This is a genomic window from Symbiobacterium ostreiconchae (assembly GCF_055396975.1).
In genome coordinates this window covers 1,373,329-1,399,365 of record NZ_AP042454.1, presented here as the reverse complement: position 1 = coordinate 1,399,365, position 26,037 = coordinate 1,373,329, and the positions used below count along the sequence as shown (strand labels likewise).

The following is a 26,037-nucleotide window of genomic DNA, read 5'->3' as shown; positions in this document are numbered from 1 at the left end:
GTAATTCCCCCTGTTCCTGCGCCGGGCCTAGCGGGGCGTCTCCCCGAAGCAGAAGTGGTGCGGCTCGTTCTCGTAGATGACCGTCCGGATGTCAGCCACATCGGCGCCCAGCGCCTCGGCCACCGCCCGAGCCAGGGCCACCATCAGCCGGCGCTTCATCTCCAAGGTACGGCCGGACATCATCTCGACCCGGATCATGGGCAGGGCAGCGGCCGCGTCGCCGTCGCCCCGGTACGCATCCTCGGGGGCAAAGGCGCGGGTGAACACGCGCACGTTCTCGGGCGGCGCGCCCAGCGTCTCGACGACGACCTGCGCCACCCGCTGCTGCAGCTGGCGCCGGAGCTCCGGGGCCGGGCCGATGAAGTGGTCAATGGTAACGAACGGCATGGGGCGATCGCTCCTCTCTCCGTACAGCTGGTATCGGCCGCGGGGAACCGGCCCGCGGCCGATACCGCCTTCTCTGTGATTCGACCGCCGTCAGGCCGCGACCTCCCCGCCGCCCCTGTCCGCCAGCGCACAGCGCAGCCCGCCCAGGCCATAGCGCTCGCCGGCGGTGCGCAGCCGTCCTGCTTCAGCCCGCCTGTCCGCCCACACCCAGGCACATCTCGCACATCTGCGTGACGTGGCCCATGAGCTCGTCCGGGTACTCGCGGACGTACCGGAACCCCAGCGCCTCGTAGGTGCGCCGCCCGATCTGGTTTTCGGCCTCCACCTGCACGAAGAGCCGGGAAACTGGTGCGCTGGCCTGCAGCGCCTCCAGACAGGCCTGCAGCAGCCTCCGTCCGATCCCCTGCCGCTGGTGGGCGGGCAGCACGTAGAACCGCCAGAGCTCGGCGTCCCCGGCCTCCTGCCGGTGCCCCGCCTGGGCAAAGCCGACCACCTCCCCGGACCCGGTCACAGCGACGAAGAAGGCGCTCTGCAGGTTCGCGGCGGCTCGGGCCAGCCGGTCCTCCGCGTACCACTGGGGCAGCACGGCCCGCTGAATCTCCTCCGGAATGATGCCGCGATAGGTCTCCGCCCACGTCTCCCGGGCGACGGCTGCGATCGCCGACGCGTCGGCCGGCTCGGCATGGCGAACCCGATAGACCACTTCGCACCCTCCTCCCGTTTGCGCGGTCAGACCTCACACGCTGCATCCGCTATTTCACCACGATGTTGACCAGCTTGCCGGGCACCGGGATCACCTTGACCACCTGCTTGCCGGCGATCAGGGCCTGCACCTTCTCGGAGGCCCGGGCCACCGCCTCCATCTCGGCGGCGCTGATGCCTGCCGGCACCTCCATCCGGTCGCGCACCCGGCCGTTGATCTGCACGACGATCTCCACGGTCTCGGCCTTGGCGACCTCCTCGTCGTAGGCCGGCCACGGCTCCAGGTGAATCGACCGCGGGTGGCCCAGCCTCGACCAGAGCTCTTCGGCGAGGTGCGGGCAGAACGGGGCGATGATGAGCACCGCCTTCTGCACCGCCTCGGCCAGCACCAGCGCGCTGGTGTTCTGCTCCGCGTGCTGCTTCTCCCGGTAAGCGTAGATGGCGTTGGTCATCTCCATCAGGCCGGAGATCGCGGTGTTGAACGCGAACCGGTCGTGCAGGTCGGCCGTGATGCGCTTGACCGTGGCGTGGATGACCCGCCTCAGCTCGCGGTCCGCCGGCGTGAGGTTCGGAGCGGCCTTGGCCAGCCCCTCGGCGATCTCCGCCTCGGTGAGGGCGCCGGCCAGCGACGCCGGGTCGGACGGGTTGACCGGCAGCAGGCTCCGCGCGTGCCGGTAGGCGGGCAGGGCGGAGACGACCATGCGGTAGAAGCGGTTGACGAACCGGTACGCGCCCTCGATCCCGGCGTCCGACCAGTCCAGATCACGCTCGGGCGGCGCCGCGAACATGACGAACAGCCGGACGGCGTCGGCGCCGTACCTGGCGATCATCTCCTCGGGGGAGACGGTGTTGCCCTTGGACTTGGACATCTTGGCGCCGTCCTTCAGCACCATGCCCTGGGTCAGCAGCCGGGCGAAGGGCTCGTCGACCTTCACCAGCCCCATGTCCCGCAGGACCTTGGTGAAGAACCGGGAGTAGAGCAGGTGGAGCACGGCGTGCTCGACGCCGCCGACGTACTGGTCCACCGGCATCCAGTAGTCCGCGTCCTCCGGGTTCCACGCCTTCTCGGGGTTGCGCGCGTCGGTGTAGCGCAGGAAGTACCAGGAGGAGCAGACGAAGGTGTCCATCGTGTCGGTCTCCCGCCGGGCGGGGCCGCCGCACTGCGGGCAGGTGGTGTTCACGAACCCCTCGTGGCGGGCCAGCGGCGAGGCGCCCAGACCGGTGAAGTCCAGGTCCTCCGGCAGCCGAACCGGCAGCTCGCTCTCCGGCACGGGAACCGTACCGCACTGCTCGCAGTAGACGATGGGGATCGGGGCGCCCCAGGCCCGCTGGCGGCTGATCAGCCAGTCCCGCAGCCGGTACGTGACGGTCTTCTGGCCGAAGCCCTGCTGCTCGGCGTAGGCGATCACCTTCGGGATGCCCTCCAGGTTCGGGGTGCCGTCGAAGGGGCCGGAGTTCACCATGATGCCGGGGTCCACGTAGGCCTCGGTCATCTCCTCGGCCTTCAGGGTGTGCTCCGGGTTCTGGATGACCACCTTGACCGGCAGCCCGTACTTGCGCGCGAACTCGAAGTCCCGCTGGTCGTGGGCCGGCACGCCCATCACGGCGCCGGTGCCGTAATCCATCAGCACGTAGTTGGCGATCCAGAGCTGCACCTTGTCCCCGTTGAACGGGTTGGTGACATCGAGGCCGGTGTAGAGGCCCTCCTTCTCCGCCTCCGTGGAGGTGCGGGCGATCTCGGTCAGGTGCTTCATTTTCTCCTGGAACGCCCGGATGGCGGCCACCCGCTCCTCCGGAATCAGGCCGGAGGTGCAGATCTTCTCCACCACCGGGTGCTCCGGCGCGACGACCATAAAGGTGACGCCGTAGATCGTGTCGGGACGGGTGGTGAAGATGGGAATCTTGTCGCCGGTGGCCTCCAGGGTGAACTCGACCCGCGCGCCCTCAGAGCGGCCAATCCAGTTGTGCTGCATGACGCGGACCTGGTCCGGCCAGCCGCCCTCCAGCAGCTTCAGGTCATCCAGCAGTTCGTCCGCGTACTGGGTGATCCGGAAGAACCACTGGGACAGGTCCTTCTTGGTGACCTCGGAATCACAGCGCCAGCACCGGCCGTCCTCCACCTGCTCGTTGGCCAGCACGGTCTGGCAGGAGGGGCACCAGTTGACCGGAGCGGTCTTCTTGTAGGCCAGCCCCCGCTTGTAGAACTGCAGGAAGAGCCACTGGGTCCACTTGTAGTAGTCCTCCCGGTAGGTGTAGACCGCCCGGGACCAGTCGTAGGAGTACCCCAGCTGCTTCAGCTGCGCCGTCATCTCGGCGATGTTCTCCCGGGTCCACACCGCCGGGTTGGCGCCGTGCTGGATGGCCGCGTTCTCCGCCGGCATGCCGAAGGAGTCGAACCCCATGGGGTGCAGCACGTTGTACCCCTTCATCCGCCGGTAGCGGGCGATGACGTCGACGATGGTGTAGTTGCGCACGTGGCCCATGTGCAGCTTGCCGGACGGGTACGGGAACATCGCCAGCGCGTAGTACTTCGGCCGGCTCGGGTCGCGCTCGACCCGGTAGATGTCCTGCTCCTCCCACCGGCGCTGCCACCGGGGTTCTGCCTCACGGAAATCGAAGCGTTCCTCTGCCATGTTGCAGCTGGACCTCCTCTGCCTCAGACGGGGCTGAAAAACTGGAAGGCTCCCGTCCCCTGTGAAGGGACGAGAGCCATTGCTCCCGCGGTACCACCCTGCTTGGCCCGGCGCACCGGGCCCGCCTCTGGCGGCTGTAACGGGCCGTTCCCGGCACGGGCTGCGGCCCTGAAGTCGGCTTCAGGGGTTCACCCGTACGGCTCAGGGGCGAGGTTCGCCGTCCGGCCGCTGCCGCCTCGCACCGCCCGGCGGCTCTCTGGAAGCGTCGAACCGGCTACTGCTCCCCGTCATGGCCTCTGACGCTTGTGTGAATCGTCCTCTATTATCGCAAGGCCAGAGGCGGAAGTCAAGAAAAACCTGCGAATGCTACTTCTTCCTCTGGGCGGCCCGCGCCTGTTCGGCCCGCAGCGCGGTGGTGATGAAGAACGCGAGCCCGCCCCAGAGCAGCAGGATGCCGAAAACCAGCATGGCCAGGGAACCGGGCAGGAGGCCTGTCTGCGGCATGGTTAGCCCACCCCCTTGCCGGTCAGGTCAAGCTGCTGCGAGCGCCACTGCATCACCTGGGAGAAGGTGAACATGGCAATGGCCACCGTCCAGCCGAAGAGGACCAGGGCGCCGGTCGGATAGCCGGCGTAGGGCTCCCGGAACTCGCTGACGAAGTTAGAGAGGATGTTGTAGCCCAGGAGCACCGGGGTGACGTACTTGACCAGCACGTCCCACCACATGCCGACCCGGATGTCGGAGGTGAGGTTCACGTGCTCCCGGATGCGGGCGGTGCCCATGACGTAGCCCAGCACGATGGCCTCCACCAGGCCGAGAACGGCGATGGCGTAGCTGCCCACGAAGTGGTCGACGATGTCCAGGATGTGCACGCCGGCGCCGGTGGCGAAGAGGGAGCTGAAGAGGAAGCCGATGATGGAGAACCAGCCCAGCAGCTTCCGGCGGTCCACGCCGAACCGGTCGATGACGGCGGAGGCGAACGACTCCATCATCGAAATGGAGGACGAGATGCCGGCCAGGAGCAGCGCCGCGAAGAAGAGCACGCCGAACAGCGACTGGAGCCAGAAGGGGCCGGGCAGCATCGAGATGGCCTTCGGGAAGGCGACGAACGCCACGCCGGGGCCCGCCACGGCCATCTCCTCAAACGGCACGCCGGCCTTCAGGGCGGCGTAGCCCAGGGTGGAGAAGACCGCAAACCCCGCCATGAGGTCGAAGGACGAGTTCGAGAAGACGGTGATGAAAGCGTTGTTGGCGAGGTCCGAGTCCTCGGGCAGGTAGCTGGAGTAGGCGATCATCACGCCCACGGCCAGGGTCGTCGAGAAGAAGACCTGGCTGTACGCGGCCACCCAGACGCCCGGGTCCATGATCTTGCTGAAGTCCGGGTTGAGGAAGAAGTTGAGGCCGTAAGTGGCGCCCGGCAGCGTGATGCCCCGGATGACGAAGATGATCATGGCGATGACCAGGAACGGCGTCATGATCTTGCAGGCCTTCTCGATGCCGCCGGAGATGCCCCGTGAGGAGATGTAGTAGTTGGCGAGCCAGATCAGTGCGACGGCAGCGAAGATGCCCCAGCGCAACCCGCCCAGCTCCAGCGGGCCGGAGGTGATCCCCAGGAAGTCGCCGGCGAAGAAGGTCCCCGGGTCCTCGCCCCATGCCTGCGTGAAGCTGAAGATCAGGTAGCGCAGCGACCAGGAGATAATGACACTGTAGAACGTGACCACCACGACGGGGACGGTGATCTGCCACCAGCCGATCCACTCGTACTTGCGGCTCAGCTGCTTGAACGCGGTAATGGCGGCGCCGCGCATTTTGTGGCCGAAGCCGAACTCCAGGATCATGAGCGGCACGCCTGCAGTCAGCAGCGCCACGAAGTACGGCAGCAGAAACGCCCCGCCGCCGTTCTGGTACGCCATGAACGGGAAACGCCAGAAGTTCCCCAGTCCCACGGCAGCGCCGATCGTGGCGAAGATGAAGCCAGATCGGGATGTCCACTGGTCTCGCCGTTCCTCCATGTGATGCGGCCTCCTCTGTCTCAGCAAGTGAGCTTGTACGGCCCCGACTCACGCGGGAACAGCCGGGGCCGCACGTGCAAACGACACTTGAAACCCGGGGCTACGCCGGATCGAACCACGCCGTAAAGTGGCGGAGCACCTTGGGCTCCCGGGCGAACTTGACGCCGCGGATCTCCTCGCGCTTCTTGTAGGCGTTCACCACGGTCTCGGCCACGTCTTCCATGTGCTGGTTCGTGTAGACCCGGCGCGGGATCGCCAGGCGGGTGAACTCGAACGGTCCGCGCACGTTCTCGCCGGTTTCCGGGTCCCGGCCGATCATCAGCGAACCGACCTCCACCGCGCGCACGCCGCCCTCCAGGTAGAGCGCCAGGGTCAGCGCATGACCCGGGAACTGGTCCCACGGGATGTGGGGCAGGAACCTGGCCGCGTCGATGAAGACCGCGTGGCCGCCCACGGGCCACTGGATCGGGACGCCGGCGCTCCGGAGCATCTCGCCCAGGTACTGCACCTGCCCGACCCGGTACGCCAGGTAGTCCGGGTCCAGCGCCTCCCGGAGGCCCACCGCCATCGCCTCCAGGTCCCGGCCCGCCAGGCCGCCGTAGGTCAGGAACCCCTCGAAGGGCACCACCGCCGCGCCGACCTTGGTGAACAGCTCCTCGTCCCGGAAGGCCAGCAGGCCGCCGATGTTCACCAGCGCATCCTTCTTGGCGCTCATCATGAGCCCGTCGCCGTAGGAGAACATCTCGCGTGCGATGTCGATGGGCGCCTTGTCCGCGTAGCCTTCCTCGCGCATGCGGATGAAGTGGCAGTTCTCGGCGTACCGGGCCACGTCGAAGAGCACCAGCACACCGTACTTCCTGGCGATCTGGTACGTCTCGCGGATGTTGGCCATGGAGACGGGCTGGCCGCCGGCCGAGTTGTTGGTGACGGTCATGACGATGCAGGCGATGTTCTCGGCGCCGTGCTCCTGGATGAACTTCTCCAGCTTCTCGGTGTCCATGTTGCCCTTGAACGGATGGAACTCTTCCGTGGGAACGTCCAGGAGCAGGTCGACGGGGCGGCCGCCGGCCAGCTGCACGTGGCCGCGGGTGGTGTCGAAGAACATGTTGGAGAGCACGTACATGCCGGGACGGGTGATCAGCTGGGAGAAGGCGACCTTCTCTGCGCCGCGGCCCTGGTGGGTCGGGATGACGTACTCGTACCCGGTGATGTCCGTGACCGTCTCCTTCAGCTTGTAGTAACTGCTGGCGCCGGCGTAGGACTCGTCGCCCAGCATCATCGCGGACCACTGGAAGTGGCTCATCGCACCGGTGCCCGAGTCGGTGAGCAAGTCGATGTACACGTCGGACGAGCGCAGGAAGAACGGATTGTAGTGCGCTTCCCTCAGCGCCCGCTCCCGGTCCTCCCGGGGGATGAGCCGGATCGGTTCCACCATCTTGATCTTGAAGGGCTCGCCCTTAGGCACGTGAACTCCTCCTTTGACAGTGTGGACCGGTATCCAGTCATAGGATGGAACATGCGGGGTGCCCTTATGTCGGGCGAGCCCTTCTGCCGCTGTGTCAACTTCTGCAAATTCGGGCGCGGCCGGCGCGGCCAGGCCGCGCCTCAGCCTGGTCAGACCAGATCGAAGTGCGCCGTGAAGTGGCGCAGCACCTTGGGCTCCCGGGTGAACTTCACGCCGCGGATCTGCTCACGCCGCTGGTAGGCGTTCACCACCGCCTCGGCCACGTCTTCCATGTGCTGGTTCGTGTAGACCCGGCGCGGAATCGCCAGGCGGGTGAACTCGAACGGGCTCCGCACGTTCTCGCCGGTCTCCGGGTCCCGGCCCATCATCAGCGAGCCCACCTCCACGGTGCGCACACCGCCCTCCAGGTAGAGCGCCACCGTCAGGGCGTGGCCGGGGAACTGGTCCCACGGGATGTGCGGCAGGAACTTCGCCGCGTCGATGAACACCGCGTGGCCGCCCACGGGCCACTGAATCGGAATGCCGGCGTTCCGGAGCAGCTCGCCCAGGTACTGCACCTGCCCGACCCGGTACGCCAGGTAGTCCGGGTCCAGCGCCTCCCGGAGGCCCACCGCCATCGCCTCCAGGTCCCGGCCCGCCAGGCCGCCGTAGGTCAGGAACCCCTCGAAGGGCACGACCACGCCGCCCACCCGGGTGTACAGCTCCTCATCCCGGAAGGCCAGCAGGCCGCCGATGTTCACCAGCGCGTCCTTCTTGGCGCTCATCATGAGCCCGTCGCCGTAGGAGAACATCTCGCGTGCGATGTCGATGGGCGCCTTGTCCGCGTAGCCCTCCTCGCGCATGCGGATGAAGTGGCAGTTCTCCGCGTACCGGGCCACGTCAAAGAGCACCAGCAGGCCGTACTTCTTCGCGATCCGGGACGTCTCGCGGATGTTGGCCATGGAGACGGGCTGGCCGCCGGCCGAGTTGTTGGTGACGGTCATGACGATGCAGGCGATGTTCTCGGCGCCGTGCTCCTGGATGAACTTCTCCAGCTTCTCGGTGTCCATGTTGCCCTTGAACGGATGGAACTCGTCCGTGGGAACGTCCAGGAGCAGGTCGACGGGGCGGCCGCCGGCCAGCTGCACGTGGCCGCGGGTGGTGTCGAAGAACATGTTGGAGAGCACGTACATGCCGGGACGGGTGATCAGCTGGGCAAACGCGCTCTTCTCGGCGCCGCGGCCCTGGTGGGTCGGGATGACGTACTCGTACCCGGTGATGTCCGTGACCGTCTCCTTCAGCTTGTAGTAACTGCTGGCGCCGGCGTAGGACTCGTCGCCCAGCATCATCGCGGACCACTGGAAGTGGCTCATCGCGCCGGTGCCCGAGTCGGTGAGCAGGTCGATGTACACATCGGACGACCGGAGCAGGAAGGGATTGTAGTGCGCGGCCTTGATCGCCGCCTCCCGGTCCTCCCGGGGGATGAGCCGGATCGGTTCCACCATCTTGATCTTAAAGGGTTCGCCCTTTGGCATGATTCGATTCCTCCTCCTTCATGGCGAATGCGCGTCCGCCCTTTTTCCGAGCAAGGATCATACCAACGGCAGAAAGAGGGCCGGGAGGTCTCTCCCGGCCCCGATGTGTATCGATATGAGACGCACGCTGTCTCGATATGTTTCACCTTGATACACTCATCCATCCAACCCGTATCTGGCCAGCTTCCGGTACAGCGTCGCCCGCGAGAGCCCCAGGTGGCGGGCCAGTTCGGCCTTCGAGTCGAAGGCGCGCAGCCCCGCCTCCAGCACCCGGCGCTCCACCTCCTCCAGGGTGGGAAAGCCGGCGGGGTCCGTGAGATCCAGGAAGTCCCGCGGAGGACGCGCCTCCTGCGGCGGGGACGGCGCATCGGCACCGACCACGTCCGGCGGCAGGTCGCCGACGTCGATGACGTCGCCCTCCGCCAGCACCACCGCCTGCTCTACCACATTCTCCAGCTCCCGGATGTTGCCGGGGAACGGGTAAGCCATCAGCACACGCAGCGCGGCCGGGGTAAAGCGGGCGGCGGGACGCCCGAGCCGGTCGCACACCCGGCGCACGGCGTGCTCCAGGAACAGGGGCAGGTCGGCGCGCCGCTCCCGGAGGGGCGGCAGGGCCAGGCGGATGACCCGCAGCCGGTAGTACAGATCCTCCCGGAAGCGCTTCTCCCGCACCAGCTGCGCCAGGTTCTGGTTGGTGGCCGAGATGATGCGCACGTTCACCTTCTGGACGGTGGTGCCGCCCACCCGCCGGATCTCGCCGCTCTGCAGGGCACGCAGGAGCTTGGCCTGGAGCCCCGGGTCCATGTCGCCGATCTCGTCCAGGAACAGGGTTCCGCCGTCGGCCAGCTGGAAGAGCCCTGGCCGCCCGCCCTTGCGGGAACCCGTGAAGGCTCCTTCCTCATATCCGAAGAGCTCGCTCTCCAGCAGCGGACCCGGAATTGCCGCGCAGTTGACGGCGATCAGCGGCTGCGCTTTGCGCGCGCTGCGGTTGTGGATGAGACGGGCCATGACCTCCTTGCCCGTTCCGCTCTCGCCCTCGATGAGCACCGGCGAGTCCACGGTGGCCGCCTTGCAGGCGGTGAGGTACATGCGCTGCGCAGCCGGGCTCTGCCCGATGATGACGCCGTCTTCGGCGAGGGGCACGGGCGCCAGGCTCTCCCGCAGCAGGTCGATCGTGTTGCGCGCCTCGTCCAGCTGCCGGGAAAGCGCCAGAACCTCGGTGATGTCCCGGAACACCGACACCACGCCCACCATCTGCCCGCGGTCGTACACCGGGACGATGTTGGAGACCACCACGTGGTCGAAGACCCGGGTCTGGACGCCGACCAGGGGCTTCCGCGTGGCGAGCACGTCCAGGATGTGCGAGTTGGGCACGACCTCGCTGACGTGGCGGCCGATCACCTGCTCCCGGGCCAGCCCGGTGATGCGGGTGTTCGCCTCGTTGGCATAGACGACGAAGCCCGCGCCGTCGACGGCGACCACGCCGTCGTGCAGGCTGTCCAGCACCTGGATCGCGTAGCGCCGGAACACGCTGTCCATCCCTGTCCCCCCCGGCGTCCGCTGCTCGGCCGCAGGGCCGCCAGAAGGTGACTTCTGTGCACAGTGCGGGGGTTCCTTCATACCCGTCCGTTCCGATTGCTCAGTCGCCCGCCCATCGTTCCGCGCCGTCGCGGGCGTCGTAGATGTGCAGCACGCCACCGGGCTCCGGAGCCAGCGCCTCCACGCTGCCCGGCCCCGGGTCGCCGTCCCGGGCCTCGCCGTCATCCGGTGTCCCACCGTCGTCCCGGACCTCGTCACCGTCCCGGACCTCATCGCCGTCCCCGGCCTCATCGTCATCCCGGACCCCATCGCCGTCCCGGGCCTCATCGCGGCCGGGGGTCTCGCCGGCCGGCGGAACCGCTCCGGCGCCCGGATCCTCCCCGGCGTCCGATGGCTCCTCGCCGGCGGAGCCGCCGGCCTCGTCGCCCTCCGGCCAGTCGGACGGCGACAGCCACTCGCCCAGCGGCGTCAGCCAGTTCCAGAATGTGCGGGGCTGGCGCTGCTGGCTGGGCTCGCAGGTGACCGTGGGCAGTTCGTCCGCCGCGTCGGCCGGGATGTACCGGGGATTCCACGGATCGGTGGGGTGGCGCACCAGCGGCTCCGGCCGCCGGATGAACAGACGCTCCACCGGCGTGCCCGCGCACCCCGGCTGCCACAGCTGCCACTGCGTGTACGCCGGCCGTCCGTCCTTCGCCGGCACGGTGACCTGCACCGCCTTCGCCTTGACCAGCAGGTTGCCGCTGGTCGCGGGCTCGTGCCCCGCCAGGAACAGCTCCGGCACCACCTGGTCGGGCGGACAGTTGTCATCGGGCAGCATACCCGTGAGCCGGCAGACCGTGACGGTCACCACGTCCGCCGGGCGGGGCCAGTCCTCCGGAGGCTCGGTGACGGCCTGGGTCATGATGCGGTTCCAGATCTGTACCGGCACGTACGCCCCGGTCCAGGGCAGGTGGTTGTCCGGGTTGTCGTAGCCGGTCCAGACGCCGGTGACCAGTTCCGGCGTGAAGCCGATGAACCAGGCGTCGCGGTTCTCCTCGGTCGTGCCGGTCTTGCCCGCCGCGGGCCACCCGCGGAACCCCCCCGTGAAGGCGTAGGCCGTGCCCCGGCGGATGACGCCCTTCATCATGTCAATCATCAGGTACGCGGCCCCGGGGCGCACCACCTGCTCCTCCCGGGGGCGCGCCTCGAACAGGACCTCGCCGGTGCGGTCGACGATCCGGGTGATGACCACCGGATCCACCTTCACCCCCATGTTGGCGATCACGCCAAAGGCCGCCGTGAGGTCCAGCACGGTCACGCCCTTCTCGATGCCCCCCAGGGCCAGGGCCAGGTTTTCGTCCTCCGGCAGGATCGTCGTCAGCCCCATCCGCCGGGCGAGGTCGGCCCCCTCCCACGGCCCGCCGCCGAACTGCATGGCCCGGACGGCCATCGGGTTGACCGACTGCTCCACGCCCCAGCGGGCGGGCTTCAGCCCGTGGTACCGGAAATCGAAGTTCTGGGGCCACACCGTGGTGCCGTCGTTGGATAGCCGCACGGGCGCGTCGTCCAGGATGGTCGCGGGCGACAGCCCGGCCTCCAGCGCCGGCAGGTAGGCCACGATGGGCTTGATGGCCGAGCCCGGCTGCCGCAGCGCGTCGGTCGCCCGGTTGAACTCCAGCATACCCTCCCGGGTGCGGCCTCCCACCAGCGCCAGCACCTCGCCCGTGCGGGGGTTCATCACCACCGCCGCGGCCTCGGGGCGCGGCCCCTCCGCCGGGATGCCGTACGCCTCGTCCGCGGCCGCCATCTGCTCGACGATCGCCTGCTCCGCCAGCGCCTGCAGCCGCGGGTCGAGCGTGGTGTACACTCTGAGCCCTGCCCGGGCGACTGACTGCGGATCCTCCAGCCGGATTCCGTAGCGCTCTGCCAGGCCGGGCTGCGCGTCGGTGAGGATGCTGATGACGTAGTCGATGAAGTCGTTGCCCTCCTGCCGGTCCGCCTCGCCTTCGAAGGTATTGGCCAGGGTCGGCCGGAAGGCCATCGCCTCCTCGTGCTGGGCCTCGGTGATCACGCCCTCCCGCAGCATCGCGTCCAGCACCACCGCCCGCCGCGCCAGCGACGCCTCCATGTCCACGTACGGGTCGTAGATGGAAGGCCCGTTGACCATACCCGCCAGCTGGGCCGCCTCGGCGATGTTCAGCTCGCTCACGTCCTTGCCGAAGAAGGTCTCGGCGGCCGCCTGGATGCCGTACGCGCCCTGGCCGAAGTAGATCTGGTTGAGGTACATCTCCAGGATCTGGTCCTTCGAGAACTTCCGCTCCAGCTGGATGGCGATCCAGGCCTCCTGCAGCTTCCGCCGGAGGGTCACCTCCTGGGTGAGCCAGCCGCTGCGGGCCAGCTGCTGGCTGATGGTGGAGCCGCCCTCCACCCGGCCGCCGGGCAGGCCCAGCAGGTACAGGCCCGTGCGCCAGGCGGCGCGGGCGAGGCCGCGGGGGTCCACGCCGAAGTGGGAGCGGAAGCGCGGGTCCTCCACGGCGATGAAGGCGTTCCGCACGTGCTCCGGGATCTGGCTCAGCCGGACCGGGATGCGGTTCTCGCCGCCGTGGAGGCGGTAGACCTCGTTCCCCTCCCGGTCGTAGATGACCGTGCTGGTCGCCCAGTTGATCTCGCTCAGGTCGGGCGCGGCGGCGATGGTCTGCGCGACGAATACGGCGACGCCGGCTGCGGAAAGCACAGAGAGCGCCAGAACGGTGAAAAGGACGTAACGCCATGCCCGCCGCATCTTCCTCCGCCCCTTTCCGCTTCATCGCCTGGGACATATAGTGTGTACGAAAAAAGGGACGGCCTCTCGCCGTCCCGCAAATCCCCATCTCGCTAACCGACAGCCGGAGTCCCGACCGCGACCTCCACCGCGTCGCCCCAGAGCCGCTCCAGGTTGTAGAAAGACCGCTCGTCTTCCTGCATCACGTGAACCACCAGGTCACCGAAGTCGAGCAGCACCCACCGCCCGTTGCGGTAACCCTCCACATGGCGGGGTCTGAACCCCTTCTTCTCCAGCTCCTCCTCCACGTGGTCGACGATCGCCCGCACATGGGTTCCGCTGGTGCCCGAACAGATGACGAAGTAGTCGGCCACCACACTGATGGAGCGGATGTCCAGTATGCGGACCTCCCGGGCCTTCTTTTCCTCAGCAGCGATGGCAGCCCACTGGGCCAACTCGGCGGAATCCGTCAATCCGGCATTCTCCTTTCGTGCAAATTGTCTATCGATACTTCACCGTATTCGCCCCGCAACCACAGGTTCCTGCTCTACCGCTCGGGGAGCAGGACCCGCACGATCCCGGTAGACTCGGGGACGTCCTCGACCATCTCGACCGGGTAGCCCTGGGCCATCAGCGACCGGGCCACCAGCAGGGCCCCGGCCCTGTCCGGCCCGGCCGGCACGACGGTCACGGCCCCGGGCGGGCTCTCGGGCGGCTCGGCGCGGCGCACCTGAAACCCCTGCTCGGCCATCCGGCGGAGGATCGCCTCCGCGCGCGGGTCCCCGGCCCGGGCCGCCACCTCTACCCGGATCGCTGCCGCCTTCCCGGGGTCGATGCCGTTCACCAGCCGGTCGACCAGCCGGCGGGTCGCCACGGGGTCGTGCAGGTAGTAGCTGACGTACTGGCCGAACTGCTCGTCGTACAGGCTGGCGCTGGCGCCGGGCAGCGTCGTCATCTCCAGCGCTTCCGGCTTCAGGCCCGCGACCAGGGCGGCCAGGGCGGGCAGGCGGGAAGGCTCGATCGTGGACTCGACGTAGCCCGCCAGCGTCTGGGCCAGGGCCGGCAGCCGCACCAGGTTTCCGGGGCTGGTCACCTTCGCCAGCACCGTCCGCATGAACGCCTGCTGGGCGCGGATCCGGCCCAGGTCCTCGTCGGGATACCCTGTACCATCATTGTTATGTCGCCAGCGTACATATTCAAGGGCCTGCTTGCCGTCAAGTACTTGTCGCCCAGGCTCAAAGTGGATATGCAGGTCCTGGGCTGGGTCGTCATATTCCATCTTGAACGGAATGTCGACCTCCACCCCGCCGATCTCGTCGATCGCCCGCACGAAGGCCTCCATGTCGACGACGACCGTGTGGTGGATGCGCACGCCCAACAGCCCCTCGACGGTCTTCAGGGCCCGCAGGTTGGGCGGAAAGGCGGGATCGCCGTCCCGCACGCCGTAGGCGTACGCGTGGTTCACCTTCTCGATGGTCCCCTCCCCGGCCAGGAAGGCCCGGGTGTCCCGGGGGATCTGGATGGCCCCGACCCGCTTCTCCTCCAGGTCCAGAGAGAACAGGATCAGGACGTCGGTCCGCACCGCCTCCCGGTCCAGGGCCATGACGAGGACGTTGATGCGCTCGCCCGGCTGCACCGGCGCCGCCCGCAGCTCAGGGGCCACGTCGGGGTCGTTGGGCACGTAGCTTCGGTTCACCGCCGCGCCCAGCGAGCCGAACACGTACACGGCGCCCCCGGCGATGAGCAGCACCGCCACCAGGGCGACCCACCTGGCCCACCTCATCCGGGCCCATGCCTCCTTTGCAGCAGCCAGTTCCGCGCCTCCACCGACGCCGGGTGAATGAGCCAGCCCTGCCCGACCAGGTAGACCAGCGAGTTGTCGAGAGCAGCCAGCAGGGCGCGGTCCAGGTCCTGTTCCGCCAGGGCGCGGACCTCCGCCGCGCCGGGAAAGCGCCGGCCCGGCTCCGCGTAGTCCGCGACGTACAGGATCTTCTCCAGCAGGCCCATCCCCGCCCGGCCGGTGGTGTGGGTGGCGATGGCCCGCAGCACCTCGGGGTCGGTCACCAGCCCCTGCTCGGCCAGCAGGCCCGCGGCGACGGGACCGTGCAGAAGGTGCGGCTCAGCCCGTTCCACCGGGTGGACGGCGAGGCCCAGCCGCTCCGCCTCCCGGAGCAGGTCGTCAGGCCGCAGCGGCTTGGCGTAGTCGTGCATCAGGGCGGCCACGGCCACCTGGCCGTCGTCGGCGCCGTGGATCTCGCCCAGGCGGCGGGCGAACTCCAGCACCCGGTAGGTGTGCGCCAGCCGCTCGCCGGTCACCTGCCGCTGCAGCAGGGACTCCAGGGCGCGCCACTCAGCCATCGCGATCGCCCCGCAGGTAGAGCCCGTGGGCGGCGATGTACTCGGCCACCGGGTCGGGGACCAGGTAGCGGAGCGGGTAGCCCCGGGCGGCCAGCCGGCGAAGGTCGGCCGAGGCGACGGCGACCCCGGGGATCTCCAGGAGCCGCACGCGCGCGGAAAGGCACGGGCCCAGCTCCGCCAGCAGCCGGTGCGCCGCGGCCAGGTCGTACCCGGGCCGGGTGACCGCGAAGACGTCGACGCTGCGCAGCAGGCTCTCCCACTCCCGCCAGGTGCGGATCTCCAGCAGGCTGTCCAGCCCGATGACCAAGGCGGGCTCCCAGTCCGGGCGCTCGGCCGCCAGGGCCCGGAAGGTCTCGATGGTGTACGACGGCCCCGGGCGGCGCAGCTCCAGGTCCGAGAAGGCGAAGCCGGGGTTGCCGGCGATGGCCAGCCGCACCATCGCGGCCCGGTGCTCCGCCGCCGTCACCGGGAGCCCCGCCTTGTGGGGCGGCTGCAGGTTGGGCATGAAGATGACCCGCTCCACGTCCGTCAGGTGCAGCACCCCCTGGGCCGCCGCCAGGTGGCCCAGGTGGATGGGGTCGAACGTGCCGCCGAGGATGGCGACGCGCGCCATGGAACCGCCCCCCTCAGTCCGGCAGGGTGATCCTGGGCTCCTCCGGGTTCCGCCGGTACAGCAGGAAGTTCCGGCCCAGGACCTGGACCAGTGCGGCGCCGGTGCGTTCCGCGACCTCCGCCGCGATGGCCGCCGGCTCCGCCGGCGCCGTCTGCAGCACCCGGCCCTTGATCAGCTCCCGGGCCGTGAGCGCCCCGTCGGCCTGCCGGATGACGTTTTCCGTCACGCCGTCCTTGCCGATGGTCAGGATCGGGTTCATGGTCACGCCCATCGCCCGCAGGAAGCGTTTCTGCTTGCCCCTGAGCTCCATGCTCGTCTCATCTCCTCCACGCGCCGACGACCACGGCCGGTCAGACGGGGTCGGCCGTCAGTTCGAACTCGATATCGCAGATCCGCACGGTGTCGCCGTCTTCGGCGCCGGCCTCCCGCAGGGCCTGTTCGATGCCCTTCAGCCGGAGGATGCGGAGGAAGCGGGCGACGGCCTCGTCATTCTCCCACATGGTCATGGCCACCAGCCGCTCGATCTCCTTGCCCTCCACGTGCCACATCCCGCCGTAGCGGTAGATCCGCCAGCCCTCCTCCTTCGGGCGGTACACCTTCTCCACCTCGGGCGCCGCGGGCTCCGGCGGCACCCACTGCTGAATCAGGCCGTACGCCGCCTGCAGCAGCGGGCGGAAGCCCTCCCGCGTGGCGCCGGAGATGGGGAAGACACGGTACCCCCGGGCCTCCAGGGCCTCGCGCACCCGCGGCAGGTTCTCCCGCGCCTCGGGCAGGTCCATCTTGTTGAACGCCACCAGGGTCGGCCGGGCGGCCAGCTCCGGGTTGTAGGCGCGCAACTCGTTCTGAATGACGTCGAAGTCGCTGAGCGGGTCGCGGCCCTCTGTCCCGGCGCCGTCCAGCACGTGGATCAGCACCTTCGTCCGCTCCACGTGGCGCAGGAACTCGTGCCCGAGCCCCACCCCCTGGTGCGCCCCCTCGATGAGGCCGGGAATGTCGGCGATGACGAACGAGCGCCCCTCGCCCAGGTCGACGACGCCCAGGACCGGGGTCAGGGTGGTGAACGGGTAGTTGGCGATCTTCGGACGGGCTGCGCTGACCGCGGAGAGGAATGTGGACTTGCCGGCGTTGGGGAAGCCGACCAGCCCCACGTCGGCCACCACCTTCAGCTCCAGCAGCAGCCAGCGTTCCTCGCCCGGCTCGCCCTTCTCGTAGAAGGTGGGGCACTTGTTGGTGGGCGTGGCGAAGCGCATGTTGCCCCGGCCGCCGCGGCCGCCCCGGGCGACCACCGCGCGCTGGCCCGGCTCCACCAGGTCAAACAGGATCTCGCCGGTGTCGTCGTCCTTCACCACGGTCCCCGGGGGCACCTTGACCACCAGGTCCTCCCCCTTGCGGCCGTGCATCCCCTTCGGACCGCCGTGCTCGCCCCGCTGGGCCTTGAAGTGCTTCTGGTACTTGAAGTCGATCAGGGTGTTGAGGCCGGGGTCGACGACGAACACGACGTCGCCGCCGCGGCCGCCGTCGCCGCCCCAGGGCCCGCCCATCGGGACGAACTTCTCCCGCCGCACCGAGTTGGATCCCCGGCCGCCATCGCCGCCCTTCACATAGATGCGGGCGACATCCACGAACATGGTATCACGCCCCAGACCGGTTTCTCGTCGGTAGGCTTAGCCGGCCGACCGGCCCTTATGTGCCGGGCGCCGCCGTGGAAGAAGCCCCAGCACCGCCGGGTGCTGGGGCCTCCGGAATCTGCCTTACGCCTCGACGGCCAGCTCGATGGGCACCACGGAAACCTGCTTCCGGTTGGCGCCCTTGCGGCCGAACTTCACGATGCCGTCCACCAGCGCGAACAGGGTGTCGTCCTTGCCGCGGCCCACGTTCGCACCGGGGTGAATCTTGGTGCCCCGCTGGCGCACGATGATCTGACCGACGGTGACCAGCGAACCGTCACCCTTCTTCACACCGAGATACTTGGGGTTCGAGTCACGACCGTTCTTGGTCGAGCCGACGCCCTTCTTGCTCGCGAAAAGCTGAAGGTACATGGGGTCAGCCTCCCTCCGTCACGCGGACAAAATCCTTATAATCCTTCGCAATATCTTTGAGTCCGAGTACCGTGGTCTCCAGGATCGCCTGGGCCTTCAGGCGGGACTCAGGCGTGCCGCCGGGAAGCAGCCGGCACCAGGCCTTGCCGCTCCGGGCCCGCCCCTCGTGCGGGTGCCCCGCCACGCGCTTCAGCCCGATCAGCGCCGTCACCACCAGGGCCGTGACCCCGGCGCAGACGATGTCCTCGCCCGGCTCCGCGTAGCTCGCGTGCCCCTCGGTCTCCAGTGAGACCACCGAGCCGTCTTCCGCCCGGCCCACCCGAACCGTGATCACCGGATTACCCCTCGATGGACTCGATGGTGACTGCGGTGAAGGGCTGCCGGTGGCCGGTCTTGCGCCGGTAGTTGGTCTTGTTGCGGTACTTGAAGACGATGATCTTGGGGCCCTTGCCCTGCTTGGCCACCTTGGCGGTCACCTTGGCGCCCTCGACGTACGGGGCGCCGACGGTCACCTTGCCGTCGCGGCTGATCGCCAGGACCTTGTCGAAGACGACGCTCTCGCCCTCGCCGGCCGCCAGCTTCTCGACCCGCAGGGTGTCACCCTCCTGGACCCGGTACTGCTTTCCGCCCGTCTCCACGATCGCGTAAGTCAAACGGAACACCTCCGATGATGTAGACTCGCCGGCGGCCAGGTACGCCTGACGGCGATTTGCAGGACCCGCCCCGAGCGGTTGCCACCACAGGCCCCGGTGCCGACCGGAGGCCGCGCGGAGGCGACATGTAATGTTAGCATGGGTTGGCCACGCGTGTCAATGGCGCACGCCGGGTTTCGCCTGCGCACGCAGCAGCCAGACGGCTTGCCTTTTCGGAAAAGGTGTAATACAATGTCATCTCACAGGTCAGTTGCCGGCGTGGCGAGGGCGGTCCCGCCCGATGCCGCGGTCGCGGCCGGCCCGGCCGGCGGCGAACGACGACCGGCCAGCGACGGAATAGGAGGCGTGAGAACCGTGCTGCTGAACATCTCCGCGCTTCTCGCGCGCATCACCTGCGCGGGTCCGGAAGACGGCGCCGCGCGCCGCGGGGGGCTGCTCTGGCTGCTTCTCGCCGCGGCCGGGGTGTTCCTGCTCGGCGTCAGCGGCCACCTGGCGCTCGCCGGCGGCGCCGCCGTGGCCGTCGCCCTCTTCGGCTTCCGACGGGGCGGCCGCCGGGGTGACAGGCCGTGACCGCGGCTTGAGGCTGCGGCGCCCCGGCGAAGCCGGGCGCCGCGAACCGGCTCGTCTTGCCCGTGGAGAACGAAACAGGTATAATAAACTTAACCAACAAAGATCGCTGATCGATGGTGGAGAACAGGAGAGCCATCGACAGGCCCGGGGCCGCCCTGGAGGCGGGTCCCCGGCTGTCGGTGGCTCGTTTCGTCTTCTCTGAGGAGGGATCCGCAGATGAACCGCAGCACCATGCTTCAGCGCCTCGCATCGGAACGGTTCGACCTGCTGGTGATCGGCGGCGGCATCACCGGCGCCGGCGTGGCCCGGGAAGCGGCCCTGCGCGGGCTCCGGGTGGGGCTGGTCGAGGCCGCCGATTTCGCCGGCGCCACCAGCTCCCGGTCCACGAAGCTGATTCACGGCGGGCTGCGCTACCTGAAGAACTACGAGTTCCGGCTGGTCCGGGAATCTGTGGTGGAACGGCAGCGGCTGCTGACCATGGCCCCGCACCTGGTCAAGGCCACGCCCTTCCTGTTCCCGGTCTACGCGGGGGACCCCGACCCGCTCTGGATGCTGCACGTCGGCCTGACCTTCTACGACCTGTTTGCCGGCCGTCACAACCCGATCCCGCACAAGATGCTGGCGCCGGAGGCCCTCCGGGCGCGCGAGCCGCTCCTCCGCAAGGACGGCCTCCGGGGCGGCGCCCTCTACGCCGACTCCCGCACCGACGACGGGCGGCTGACGCTGGAGGTCATCCAGTCGGCGGCCGCGCACGGCGCCGCCGTCGCCAACTACCTGGCGGTCACCGGCTTCCGCAAGGACGGCGCGGGGCGCATCACCGGCGCCGAGGTGGAGGACCGGGTGACCGGCGCCACCTTCACCGTGCAGGCCGAACGGTTTCTGGCCGCCGCGGGCCCCTGGGCGGACGCCGTGCGCCGCCTGGACGATCCCGCCGCACCGGGTCTGCTCCGGCTGACGAAGGGCGTCCACCTGGTGCTGCCCCGCCGCCGGCTGCCCATCGAGCACGCGGTGGTCATGCGGGGGCGGGACGGGCGCATGATGTTCGCGGTACCCTCGGCCGGCTGCACCTACGTGGGCACGACGGACACCGACCACGACGGCGACCCGGGCGACTACCGCATCACCTGGGCCGACGTCGAGTACATCCTGGACGCCGCGAACCGGCTCTTCCCCGAGGCCGTGCTGACCCCCGAGGACGTCCGGGCCGCCTGGTCCGGCTTCCGCCCCCTGATCCGATCCGGCGCCGGCGGCGACCCCTCCGCCGCCTCCCGGGACTACAAGCTGTTCCCCAGCCCGTCGGGGCTGGTCACCGTGGCCGGGGGCAAGCTGACGGCGTTCCGGGCCATGGCGAGCCACATCGTCGACGCCCTGTTCCCCGCCACCCGCGGCGGCGCGCACGCGGCGGCCAGCACGGCCCCGCTGCCGGGGGCGGCGGCCGGGCTGCCCTCCTCCGAGCGGAAGGCGGCGCTGGCGGCGGAGCTGGGCGAGCCGGCGCTGGTGGACCGGCTGGCAGACTGGTACGGCGCGGCCCTGGAGCAGGTGGCGGACGAGGCCCGGGCGCTGGCCGGGGAAGACCCCGCCCTGCGCTGGCGGCGGGCCCAGGCCCGCCACGCCGTGAAGGCGGAGATGGCGGTGCACCTGGTAGACGTGATCGCCCGGCGCACGGACCTGATGCTCTTCACCCCCGACAACGGGCGGCCGCTCCTTGCGGCCCTCGCCGCGGAGATGGGGGCGCTCCTGGACTGGAACGAGAAGACGGCGCAGGCGGAAATCGCCCGCGCCGCCGCGCAGATTGACGCCATGTTCGCCTGGCGGGCCGACGCGCCCGCCCGCGCCTAGCCGTTCTCTGCCACCAGCCGGCCCCGGGCGTAGGTGCGGAAGACCTTGACGATCTCCACCTCCACCACCTGCCCGACCAAGCTGCCGGCCCCCTCGACATCGATGACGTAGCCGTCCACGCGGGCAATCCCGTCGGCGGGGTTGGTGGCGTGGGCCTCGTCGATGCGCAGCGCCATCACCTGGCCGACGGAGACCGGCCGGGCCCGGGCCTCCACCTCCTCCCGGGTGCCCAGGGCCTTCAGGCTCCAGGACTCCGGGTGGATCTCGCTGTTGCCCCGGATGTAGATGGTGCGGGCCAGCTCCTCCTCCAGCGCCCGCAGATTGGCGCCGCCGGGGCCGATGAGCAGGGCGGCCACCGACGGGTGCACCTCCATCAGCAGCGCCTCGCTGGAGGACTGCTTCATGATCCGCCGGATCTCGGCCCGCACCCGGTGGGCCATGGTCTCCTCGCTGAACAGCTTCCCCCGGCCGTCGCAGCAGTGGCAGGGCCTCGTCAGGGCCTCCGCCAGGTTCTGCCGCGACTTCTTGCGGGTCATCTCGAGGAGTCCCAGCTGCGTGAGGCCCAGGATGTTGCACCGCGTGCGGTCCCGCTTCAGCGCCTCCTCCAGGGCCTGAATCACCTGCTGCCGGTGGTCCTCCCGGTCCATGTCGATGAAGTCGATGATGATGATCCCGCCGATGTCCCTCAGCCTCAGCTGCCGGGCGATCTCCCGGGCAGCCTCCAGGTTGGTCCGGAAGACAGTGTCGGCGAGGTTCGTGGAGCCTACGAACTTGCCGGTGTTCACGTCGATCGCGGTCAGCGCCTCGGTCTGGTCGATGATGATGTAGCCGCCGCTCTTCAGCCACACGCGCTTGCGCAGGGCCTTCTCGATCTCCATCTCCACGCCGTAGTAGTCGAAGAGGGTCTGGTCGCTGCGGGTGTACAGCTTGATGCGGTCCCGCAGCGCCGGCGCGTGCAGCTCCACCACCTCGACCGCGGTGTCGTAGGCGGCCCGCTGGTCCACCAGGAACAGGCTGACCGTGTCGTCCAGCGCGTCGCGCACCAGCCGGTGGATGAGCCCCTGGTCGTGATAGACCAGGGAGGGGGCTCTGGCCGCATGGGCCCGGGCCGCGATCTGCTGCCAGTGGCGGGCCAGGAAGGCGGCGTCGTGGGCGAGTTCCTCCTCGCCGGCGCCCTCGGCCACCGTGCGCACGATCAGGCCCATGCCCGGCGGCTTGACCTTCTGGGCGATCTGCTTCAGCCGGTCCCGCTCCCGCTCATCGGTGATGCGCCGGCTGACGCCGATGTAGTCCACGTTGGGCATCAGCACCAGGAAGCGCCCGGGCAGCGTGATGTTGCGGGTGACCCGGGCCCCCTTGGTGCCGATGGCCTCCTTGGCCACCTGGACGAGGATGTCCTGCCCGGTCCGGACCAGCTCCCCGATCGTCGGGCGGCGGCCGGTGCGCGGCGCCGGCTCCTCCCCCTCCACCTGCGCCCGGCCGGGCTGGGCGTCGTCGACGTAGAGGAAGGCGTTCCGCTCCAGGCCAATGTCGACAAAGGCTGCCTGCATCCCCGGCAGCACATTCTCGACCTTGCCCTTGTAGATGTTGCCGACGATGCGCTGGTGAACCGCCTGCTCGATGTACAGCTCGACCAGCTGGCCGTCCTCCAGCACGGCCGCCCGGGTCTGGTCGATGTCGACCGTGACGAGTATCTCCTTGCGCATGAAAAAAGCCCCTTCTCTCTTGGGGATGGCTGCCTCTGGGGATAGTATCCCAAATATATTGGGGTTTCTTCTCAGGCCCGGCCGACTCCTGCTGAGGGCGGCAGCCGAACGGGCACAGCCCGCCGGCCTCCCGGCGGGGCTGTGCCCGTTTCCGTCCTCTAGTAGCTGCGCTCCACCACGACCGTGTAGTCCAGGGCCAGGATCACCGCCGCGCTGAGGGCGGTGAGCACCGGCAGGATCAGGGCGAATACCACCGCGCCGCTGACGGGCAGGTTGAGGATCTCCAGGCCCTTGGGGTCCCGCACGATGATGCGGTTGACGTTCCCCTCGTGCAGGATGCGCTTCAGCGTCTCCACCAGGTCCTTGCCGCTGACCTTCATCTCCTCGGTGAAGAAGCCCTTCGGCGCCTGTTCCTCCTCCAGCCGGATGGCCGCGGCCACCGCATCCCAGTCGCTGGCCTCCAGCACCTCCCGGGCCCGGGCGTACGAGATCTTGAACCGGTTGCGCAAGAGGTCCATCTTCTCCAGCTTCTCCCGTTCCTCCATCGGACGACCTCCCTCCTCCTCGGCGTCGGGTCCGAACGGGCGAACCCACTGGGTAAGACGTCTTCTCTCCGCACAATCCTTCACGGCGTCACAGTCCCCACGGCTCCGCGCACGCCCCGGTTTCGGGGTCGCGCCGGTAGAGCATCAGCCGGTGGGCGCGCACGAGCCCGAACTCCGCCAGCTCGGGCGAGAGCTGCCTGAGGGCCGCCACGACCTCCTCCGGCCGCACGTTGCCCTGCGACCCGGTCTGCACCAGGGCCCGCAGCTGGCCGGGCCCCTCCACTTCCAGCCGGTACACGTGCGGGCGGATGTCGACGGACCGGGAGCCCGACGGGCCCTCCCGGTTCACCACGACCTGCTCCGCCTCCAGGAACCGGGCCGCGGCCGCCGCCAGGGGGGCCTCGCCCGCGCCCTCCACCGTCAGCCGGTACTCGGCGGCGTTGATGCGCGACATCAGCGACGCGCCGCCCTCGGGGACGGCGCGGGCCTCCAGCAGCCGCACGTCGGGCGGCAGGGCGGCGTTGGCCCGGGCCACGAACGCCTCGGGCTCCACGGGCTCCGTCAGGTCCACGTCGATGAACTCGCCCTCACTGCTGGTCCCCGTCGCCAGGGCGGAGGCGTAGCTGATGCGCGGGTGCGGGCTGAACCCCTGGGTGAAGGCCAGCGGCAGTTCCGCCCGCCGCAGCCCCCGCTCCACCACCCGCTGAAAATCCAGGTGCGACAGGAACCTTGCCAGGCCCAGCTTAGCCAGTCGAATCCGTAACCGCAATGTCGTCCTCTCCCACAAAGCCCGCGGGCTTCAAGGTCGGCAGCACGTCGTAGCGCATGCAGACGCCGCACAGGTCGCAGTTCTCCCACCGGCAGTCCTCGACCTCCACCTCGGACATCGCCCGGCGGTGGTCGTCGATCAGCCACTCGCGGCTCAGCCCCGGCGAGAGGTGGTCCCAGGCGAACCGCTCCCCGTAGCCCTTGCGGCGGTAGGTGTAGAACGCCACGTCCACGCCCGCCTCGGCGCATGCCCGCAGCCACAGGTTGTAGTCGAAGTGCTCGTTCCAGCCGTCGAACCGGGCCCCCATCTGCCACGCCTTCAGGACCGCCGCGGCGACCCGCCGGTCCCCCAGCGAAAGCAGGGCCTCGATGTGGCTGACGTCGGCCTCGTGGTACTTGTAGTCGATGCGCCGGTCCTTCAGGAAGCGCTTGATGTACTCCTGGCGCCGGCGCGCCTCCTCCAGGGTTACCTGCGGCTCGAACTGGAACGGGGTGTGCGGCTTGGGCACGAAGACCGAGACCGAAATGGTCACCCGGACCTTCCGGGCTTCCTGCCGGCCCAGCTCCTCCTCGGCGATCTCCAGGGCCCAGCGGCCCTTCTCGGCGATCGCCTCCAGGTCGGCGTCGGTCTCGGTGGGCAGCCCGAGGATGAAGTAGAGCTTCACCGCCCGGTAGCCGCTCCGGAAAGCCGCCCGCATGGCGTCGCGGATGTCCCGGTCAGAGACGGTCTTGTTGATGACCCGCCGGATGCGGGCCGAGCCGCCCTCGGGCGCGAGGGTGATCGAGCCCTTCCGCACCTTGCTCACCGCGTCCGCCAGGGCGACCGAGAAGGCGTCGACCCGGGTGGAGGGCAGGGTCACGTTCACGCCGTCGCACCGGAGCTCGTCCGACAGCCGGCCGACCGTCTGCCGCACGTCGGTGTAGTCGGCCGTGGAGAGCGAGACCAGCGAGAGCTCGCTGTACCCGGTGTTTTTCACGATCTCCCGGGCCAGCCGCTGCACCACCTCCGGCGACCGCTCCCGCACCGGGCGGGTGATGTAGCCCGCGTGGCAGAAGCGGCAACCCCGGGTGCAGCCCCGGAAGACCTCCACCTGCGCCCGGTCGAAGACGATCTGCGTGTTGGGCACCACGGGCCGGGTCGGGTAGTCGATGCTGTCCAGGTCCTTCACCGTGGCCCGGTCGACCACCTTCGGCACACCGGGCTCGGTCGGCCGGTACTCCTGGATCGTGCCGTCGGGGTTGTAGGTGACCTCGTACAGGCCCGGCACATAGCAGCCGGTGATGCCGGCCAACCGCCGCAGCAGCTCCCGCCGGTCCTTCCGTCCCGCGTCCCGCCAGGCCTTGTAGGTGTCGAGGATCTCGTGGATGACCTCCTCGCCGTCCCCCAGCACCGCCACGTCCAGAAACGGCGCCAGCGGCTCGCAGTTGAAGGCGCAGGGCCCGCCGGCGATCACCAGCGGATCGGCTTCGGTGCGCTGGTCCGAGAACAGGGGGACGCCGGCCAGGTCCAGGCAGGTCAGCAGGTTGGTGTAGGTCAGCTCATAGAGCAGCGGAAACGCGATGATGTCGAAGTCGCGCACGGGCGTCCAGGTCTCCAGGGTGAAGAGCGGGATCCCCTCCGCCCGCATCTCCTTCTCCATATCGGTCCAGGGGGCGTACGCCCGCTCGCAGCAGGCATCGTCCCGCCGGTTGATCTGGTGGTACATGATCAGCGAGCCCAGGTGGGACATGCCCACCTCGTACGCGTCGGGGAAAGTCCAGGCGACCTTGACGTCTACCGCAGCGTGATCCTTCACCACGGCGTTCCACTCGCCGCCGGTGTAGCGGGCGGGCTTGGAGACCCGGGGGAGCACCCGCTCGATGCGCTCGCGCAGGGTCTCGGCCATGCCATCACCCCTTTTCGTGTCTGTGATTGCGGTCACCTAGGTTGATGTTACGCGAAAGCGGCGGGTAA

At 69.1% G+C, this 26,037-nt stretch carries 24 protein-coding genes and 1 other annotated feature; of the genes, 2 read left to right on the top strand and 22 right to left on the bottom strand.

What is annotated here, in order from left to right:
* Positions 1-27: 27 nt before the first annotated feature.
* The 18 genes from ACZ5UM_RS06995 to rplU form a co-directional block, all read right to left on the bottom strand.
* Positions 28-387: a tautomerase family protein gene (locus ACZ5UM_RS06995; RefSeq protein ID WP_464847780.1), complete on the bottom strand. Its 360-nt coding sequence runs from the start codon at positions 385-387 to the stop codon at positions 28-30.
* A 184-nt stretch (positions 388-571) separates the two neighbouring features.
* On the bottom strand, positions 572-1,090 hold the full coding sequence (locus ACZ5UM_RS06990; RefSeq protein WP_464847779.1) for an N-acetyltransferase family protein: 519 nt from the start codon (positions 1,088-1,090) through the stop codon (positions 572-574).
* Positions 1,091-1,139: 49 nt separating this feature from the next.
* Positions 1,140-3,722, bottom strand: a complete 2,583-nt coding sequence (gene leuS / locus ACZ5UM_RS06985; RefSeq protein WP_464847776.1) for a leucine--tRNA ligase — start codon at positions 3,720-3,722, stop codon at positions 1,140-1,142.
* A 62-nt stretch (positions 3,723-3,784) separates the two neighbouring features.
* Positions 3,785-4,022 (bottom strand) — a binding site (T-box leader).
* 66 nt (positions 4,023-4,088) lie between these two features.
* Positions 4,089-4,226: a MetS family NSS transporter small subunit gene (locus ACZ5UM_RS06980; RefSeq protein WP_464847775.1), complete on the bottom strand. Its 138-nt coding sequence runs from the start codon at positions 4,224-4,226 to the stop codon at positions 4,089-4,091.
* Positions 4,227-4,228: 2 nt separating this feature from the next.
* Positions 4,229-5,734 (bottom strand): sodium-dependent transporter, encoded by a 1,506-nt coding sequence (locus ACZ5UM_RS06975; RefSeq protein ID WP_464847773.1) that lies wholly within the window; start codon positions 5,732-5,734, stop codon positions 4,229-4,231.
* A 100-nt stretch (positions 5,735-5,834) separates the two neighbouring features.
* Positions 5,835-7,199, bottom strand: a complete 1,365-nt coding sequence (locus ACZ5UM_RS06970) for a tryptophanase (protein WP_464847772.1) — start codon at positions 7,197-7,199, stop codon at positions 5,835-5,837.
* A 149-nt stretch (positions 7,200-7,348) separates the two neighbouring features.
* Positions 7,349-8,713: a tryptophanase gene (locus ACZ5UM_RS06965; RefSeq protein WP_464847771.1), complete on the bottom strand. Its 1,365-nt coding sequence runs from the start codon at positions 8,711-8,713 to the stop codon at positions 7,349-7,351.
* Positions 8,714-8,869: 156 nt separating this feature from the next.
* Positions 8,870-10,252, bottom strand: a complete 1,383-nt coding sequence (locus tag ACZ5UM_RS06960) for a sigma-54 interaction domain-containing protein (RefSeq protein WP_464847770.1) — start codon at positions 10,250-10,252, stop codon at positions 8,870-8,872.
* A 100-nt stretch (positions 10,253-10,352) separates the two neighbouring features.
* Positions 10,353-13,013 carry a transglycosylase domain-containing protein gene (locus tag ACZ5UM_RS06955; RefSeq protein ID WP_464847767.1) on the bottom strand — a complete coding sequence of 887 codons (2,661 nt, stop codon included), beginning with the start codon at positions 13,011-13,013 and terminating at the stop codon, positions 10,353-10,355.
* A 92-nt stretch (positions 13,014-13,105) separates the two neighbouring features.
* Positions 13,106-13,465, bottom strand: a complete 360-nt coding sequence (rsfS, locus tag ACZ5UM_RS06950) for a ribosome silencing factor (protein WP_464847766.1) — start codon at positions 13,463-13,465, stop codon at positions 13,106-13,108.
* A gap of 74 nt (positions 13,466-13,539) precedes the next feature.
* Positions 13,540-14,775 carry an LCP family protein gene (locus tag ACZ5UM_RS06945; RefSeq protein WP_464847762.1) on the bottom strand — a complete coding sequence of 412 codons (1,236 nt, stop codon included), beginning with the start codon at positions 14,773-14,775 and terminating at the stop codon, positions 13,540-13,542.
* On the bottom strand, positions 14,772-15,350 hold the full coding sequence (gene yqeK / locus ACZ5UM_RS06940; RefSeq protein WP_464847760.1) for a bis(5'-nucleosyl)-tetraphosphatase (symmetrical) YqeK: 579 nt from the start codon (positions 15,348-15,350) through the stop codon (positions 14,772-14,774). Before yqeK ends, ACZ5UM_RS06945 begins: the two co-directional genes overlap by 4 nt.
* A complete protein-coding gene (nadD, locus tag ACZ5UM_RS06935; RefSeq protein ID WP_464847759.1) occupies positions 15,343-15,963 on the bottom strand; it encodes a nicotinate-nucleotide adenylyltransferase in 621 nt (206 codons plus the stop codon). Before nadD ends, yqeK begins: the two co-directional genes overlap by 8 nt.
* 13 nt (positions 15,964-15,976) lie before the next feature.
* Entirely contained in the window at positions 15,977-16,273 is a 297-nt protein-coding gene (gene yhbY / locus ACZ5UM_RS06930) for a ribosome assembly RNA-binding protein YhbY (protein WP_464847756.1), read from the bottom strand.
* Positions 16,274-16,313: 40 nt separating this feature from the next.
* Positions 16,314-17,591 carry a GTPase ObgE gene (gene obgE / locus ACZ5UM_RS06925; RefSeq protein WP_464847754.1) on the bottom strand — a complete coding sequence of 426 codons (1,278 nt, stop codon included), beginning with the start codon at positions 17,589-17,591 and terminating at the stop codon, positions 16,314-16,316.
* Positions 17,592-17,714: 123 nt separating this feature from the next.
* Entirely contained in the window at positions 17,715-18,002 is a 288-nt protein-coding gene (gene rpmA / locus ACZ5UM_RS06920) for a 50S ribosomal protein L27 (RefSeq protein WP_464847753.1), read from the bottom strand.
* Between the two features lie 4 nt (positions 18,003-18,006).
* Positions 18,007-18,336, bottom strand: coding sequence for a ribosomal-processing cysteine protease Prp (locus ACZ5UM_RS06915; protein WP_464847751.1), 330 nt, complete (start codon positions 18,334-18,336; stop codon positions 18,007-18,009).
* 4 nt (positions 18,337-18,340) lie between these two features.
* On the bottom strand, positions 18,341-18,655 hold the full coding sequence (gene rplU, locus ACZ5UM_RS06910; protein WP_464847748.1) for a 50S ribosomal protein L21: 315 nt from the start codon (positions 18,653-18,655) through the stop codon (positions 18,341-18,343).
* Between the two features lie 354 nt (positions 18,656-19,009).
* Between rplU and ACZ5UM_RS06905 the strand changes: the two genes are divergently transcribed.
* Positions 19,010-19,225, top strand: a complete 216-nt coding sequence (locus ACZ5UM_RS06905) for a hypothetical protein (RefSeq protein ID WP_464847744.1) — start codon at positions 19,010-19,012, stop codon at positions 19,223-19,225.
* 216 nt (positions 19,226-19,441) lie between these two features.
* Positions 19,442-21,064, top strand: coding sequence for a glycerol-3-phosphate dehydrogenase/oxidase (locus tag ACZ5UM_RS06900; protein WP_464847742.1), 1,623 nt, complete (start codon positions 19,442-19,444; stop codon positions 21,062-21,064).
* Here the strand turns inward: ACZ5UM_RS06900 and ACZ5UM_RS06895 are convergent.
* The 4 genes from ACZ5UM_RS06895 to ACZ5UM_RS06880 form a co-directional block, all read right to left on the bottom strand.
* Positions 21,061-22,770, bottom strand: coding sequence for an Rne/Rng family ribonuclease (locus tag ACZ5UM_RS06895; protein ID WP_464847740.1), 1,710 nt, complete (start codon positions 22,768-22,770; stop codon positions 21,061-21,063). The genes ACZ5UM_RS06900 and ACZ5UM_RS06895 overlap by 4 nt on opposite strands.
* Before the next feature lie 158 nt (positions 22,771-22,928).
* Entirely contained in the window at positions 22,929-23,315 is a 387-nt protein-coding gene (locus ACZ5UM_RS06890) for a DUF4342 domain-containing protein (protein ID WP_464847736.1), read from the bottom strand.
* An 88-nt stretch (positions 23,316-23,403) separates the two neighbouring features.
* Positions 23,404-24,084 (bottom strand): TIGR03936 family radical SAM-associated protein, encoded by a 681-nt coding sequence (locus ACZ5UM_RS06885; protein ID WP_464847735.1) that lies wholly within the window; start codon positions 24,082-24,084, stop codon positions 23,404-23,406.
* A complete protein-coding gene (locus tag ACZ5UM_RS06880) occupies positions 24,059-25,969 on the bottom strand; it encodes a TIGR03960 family B12-binding radical SAM protein (protein ID WP_464847732.1) in 1,911 nt (636 codons plus the stop codon). Before ACZ5UM_RS06880 ends, ACZ5UM_RS06885 begins: the two co-directional genes overlap by 26 nt.
* Positions 25,970-26,037 lie beyond the last annotated feature (68 nt).

Coding starts and splice junctions, on each gene's coding strand:
- ACZ5UM_RS06995 (WP_464847780.1), bottom strand. CDS start 387: ATGCCGTTCGTTACCATTGACCACTTCATCGGCCCGGCCCCGGAGCTC.
- leuS (WP_464847776.1), bottom strand. CDS start 3,722: ATGGCAGAGGAACGCTTCGATTTCCGTGAGGCAGAACCCCGGTGGCAG.
- ACZ5UM_RS06980 (WP_464847775.1), bottom strand. CDS start 4,226: ATGCCGCAGACAGGCCTCCTGCCCGGTTCCCTGGCCATGCTGGTTTTC.
- ACZ5UM_RS06975 (WP_464847773.1), bottom strand. CDS start 5,734: ATGGAGGAACGGCGAGACCAGTGGACATCCCGATCTGGCTTCATCTTC.
- ACZ5UM_RS06965 (WP_464847771.1), bottom strand. CDS start 8,713: ATGCCAAAGGGCGAACCCTTTAAGATCAAGATGGTGGAACCGATCCGG.
- ACZ5UM_RS06960 (WP_464847770.1), bottom strand. CDS start 10,252: ATGGACAGCGTGTTCCGGCGCTACGCGATCCAGGTGCTGGACAGCCTG.
- ACZ5UM_RS06955 (WP_464847767.1), bottom strand. CDS start 13,013: ATGCGGCGGGCATGGCGTTACGTCCTTTTCACCGTTCTGGCGCTCTCT.
- ACZ5UM_RS06945 (WP_464847762.1), bottom strand. CDS start 14,775: ATGAGGTGGGCCAGGTGGGTCGCCCTGGTGGCGGTGCTGCTCATCGCC.
- yqeK (WP_464847760.1), bottom strand. CDS start 15,350: ATGGCTGAGTGGCGCGCCCTGGAGTCCCTGCTGCAGCGGCAGGTGACC.
- nadD (WP_464847759.1), bottom strand. CDS start 15,963: ATGGCGCGCGTCGCCATCCTCGGCGGCACGTTCGACCCCATCCACCTG.
- yhbY (WP_464847756.1), bottom strand. CDS start 16,273: ATGGAGCTCAGGGGCAAGCAGAAACGCTTCCTGCGGGCGATGGGCGTG.
- obgE (WP_464847754.1), bottom strand. CDS start 17,591: ATGTTCGTGGATGTCGCCCGCATCTATGTGAAGGGCGGCGATGGCGGC.
- rpmA (WP_464847753.1), bottom strand. CDS start 18,002: ATGTACCTTCAGCTTTTCGCGAGCAAGAAGGGCGTCGGCTCGACCAAG.
- ACZ5UM_RS06900 (WP_464847742.1), top strand. CDS start 19,442: ATGAACCGCAGCACCATGCTTCAGCGCCTCGCATCGGAACGGTTCGAC.
- ACZ5UM_RS06895 (WP_464847740.1), bottom strand. CDS start 22,770: ATGCGCAAGGAGATACTCGTCACGGTCGACATCGACCAGACCCGGGCG.
- ACZ5UM_RS06890 (WP_464847736.1), bottom strand. CDS start 23,315: ATGGAGGAACGGGAGAAGCTGGAGAAGATGGACCTCTTGCGCAACCGG.
- ACZ5UM_RS06880 (WP_464847732.1), bottom strand. CDS start 25,969: ATGGCCGAGACCCTGCGCGAGCGCATCGAGCGGGTGCTCCCCCGGGTC.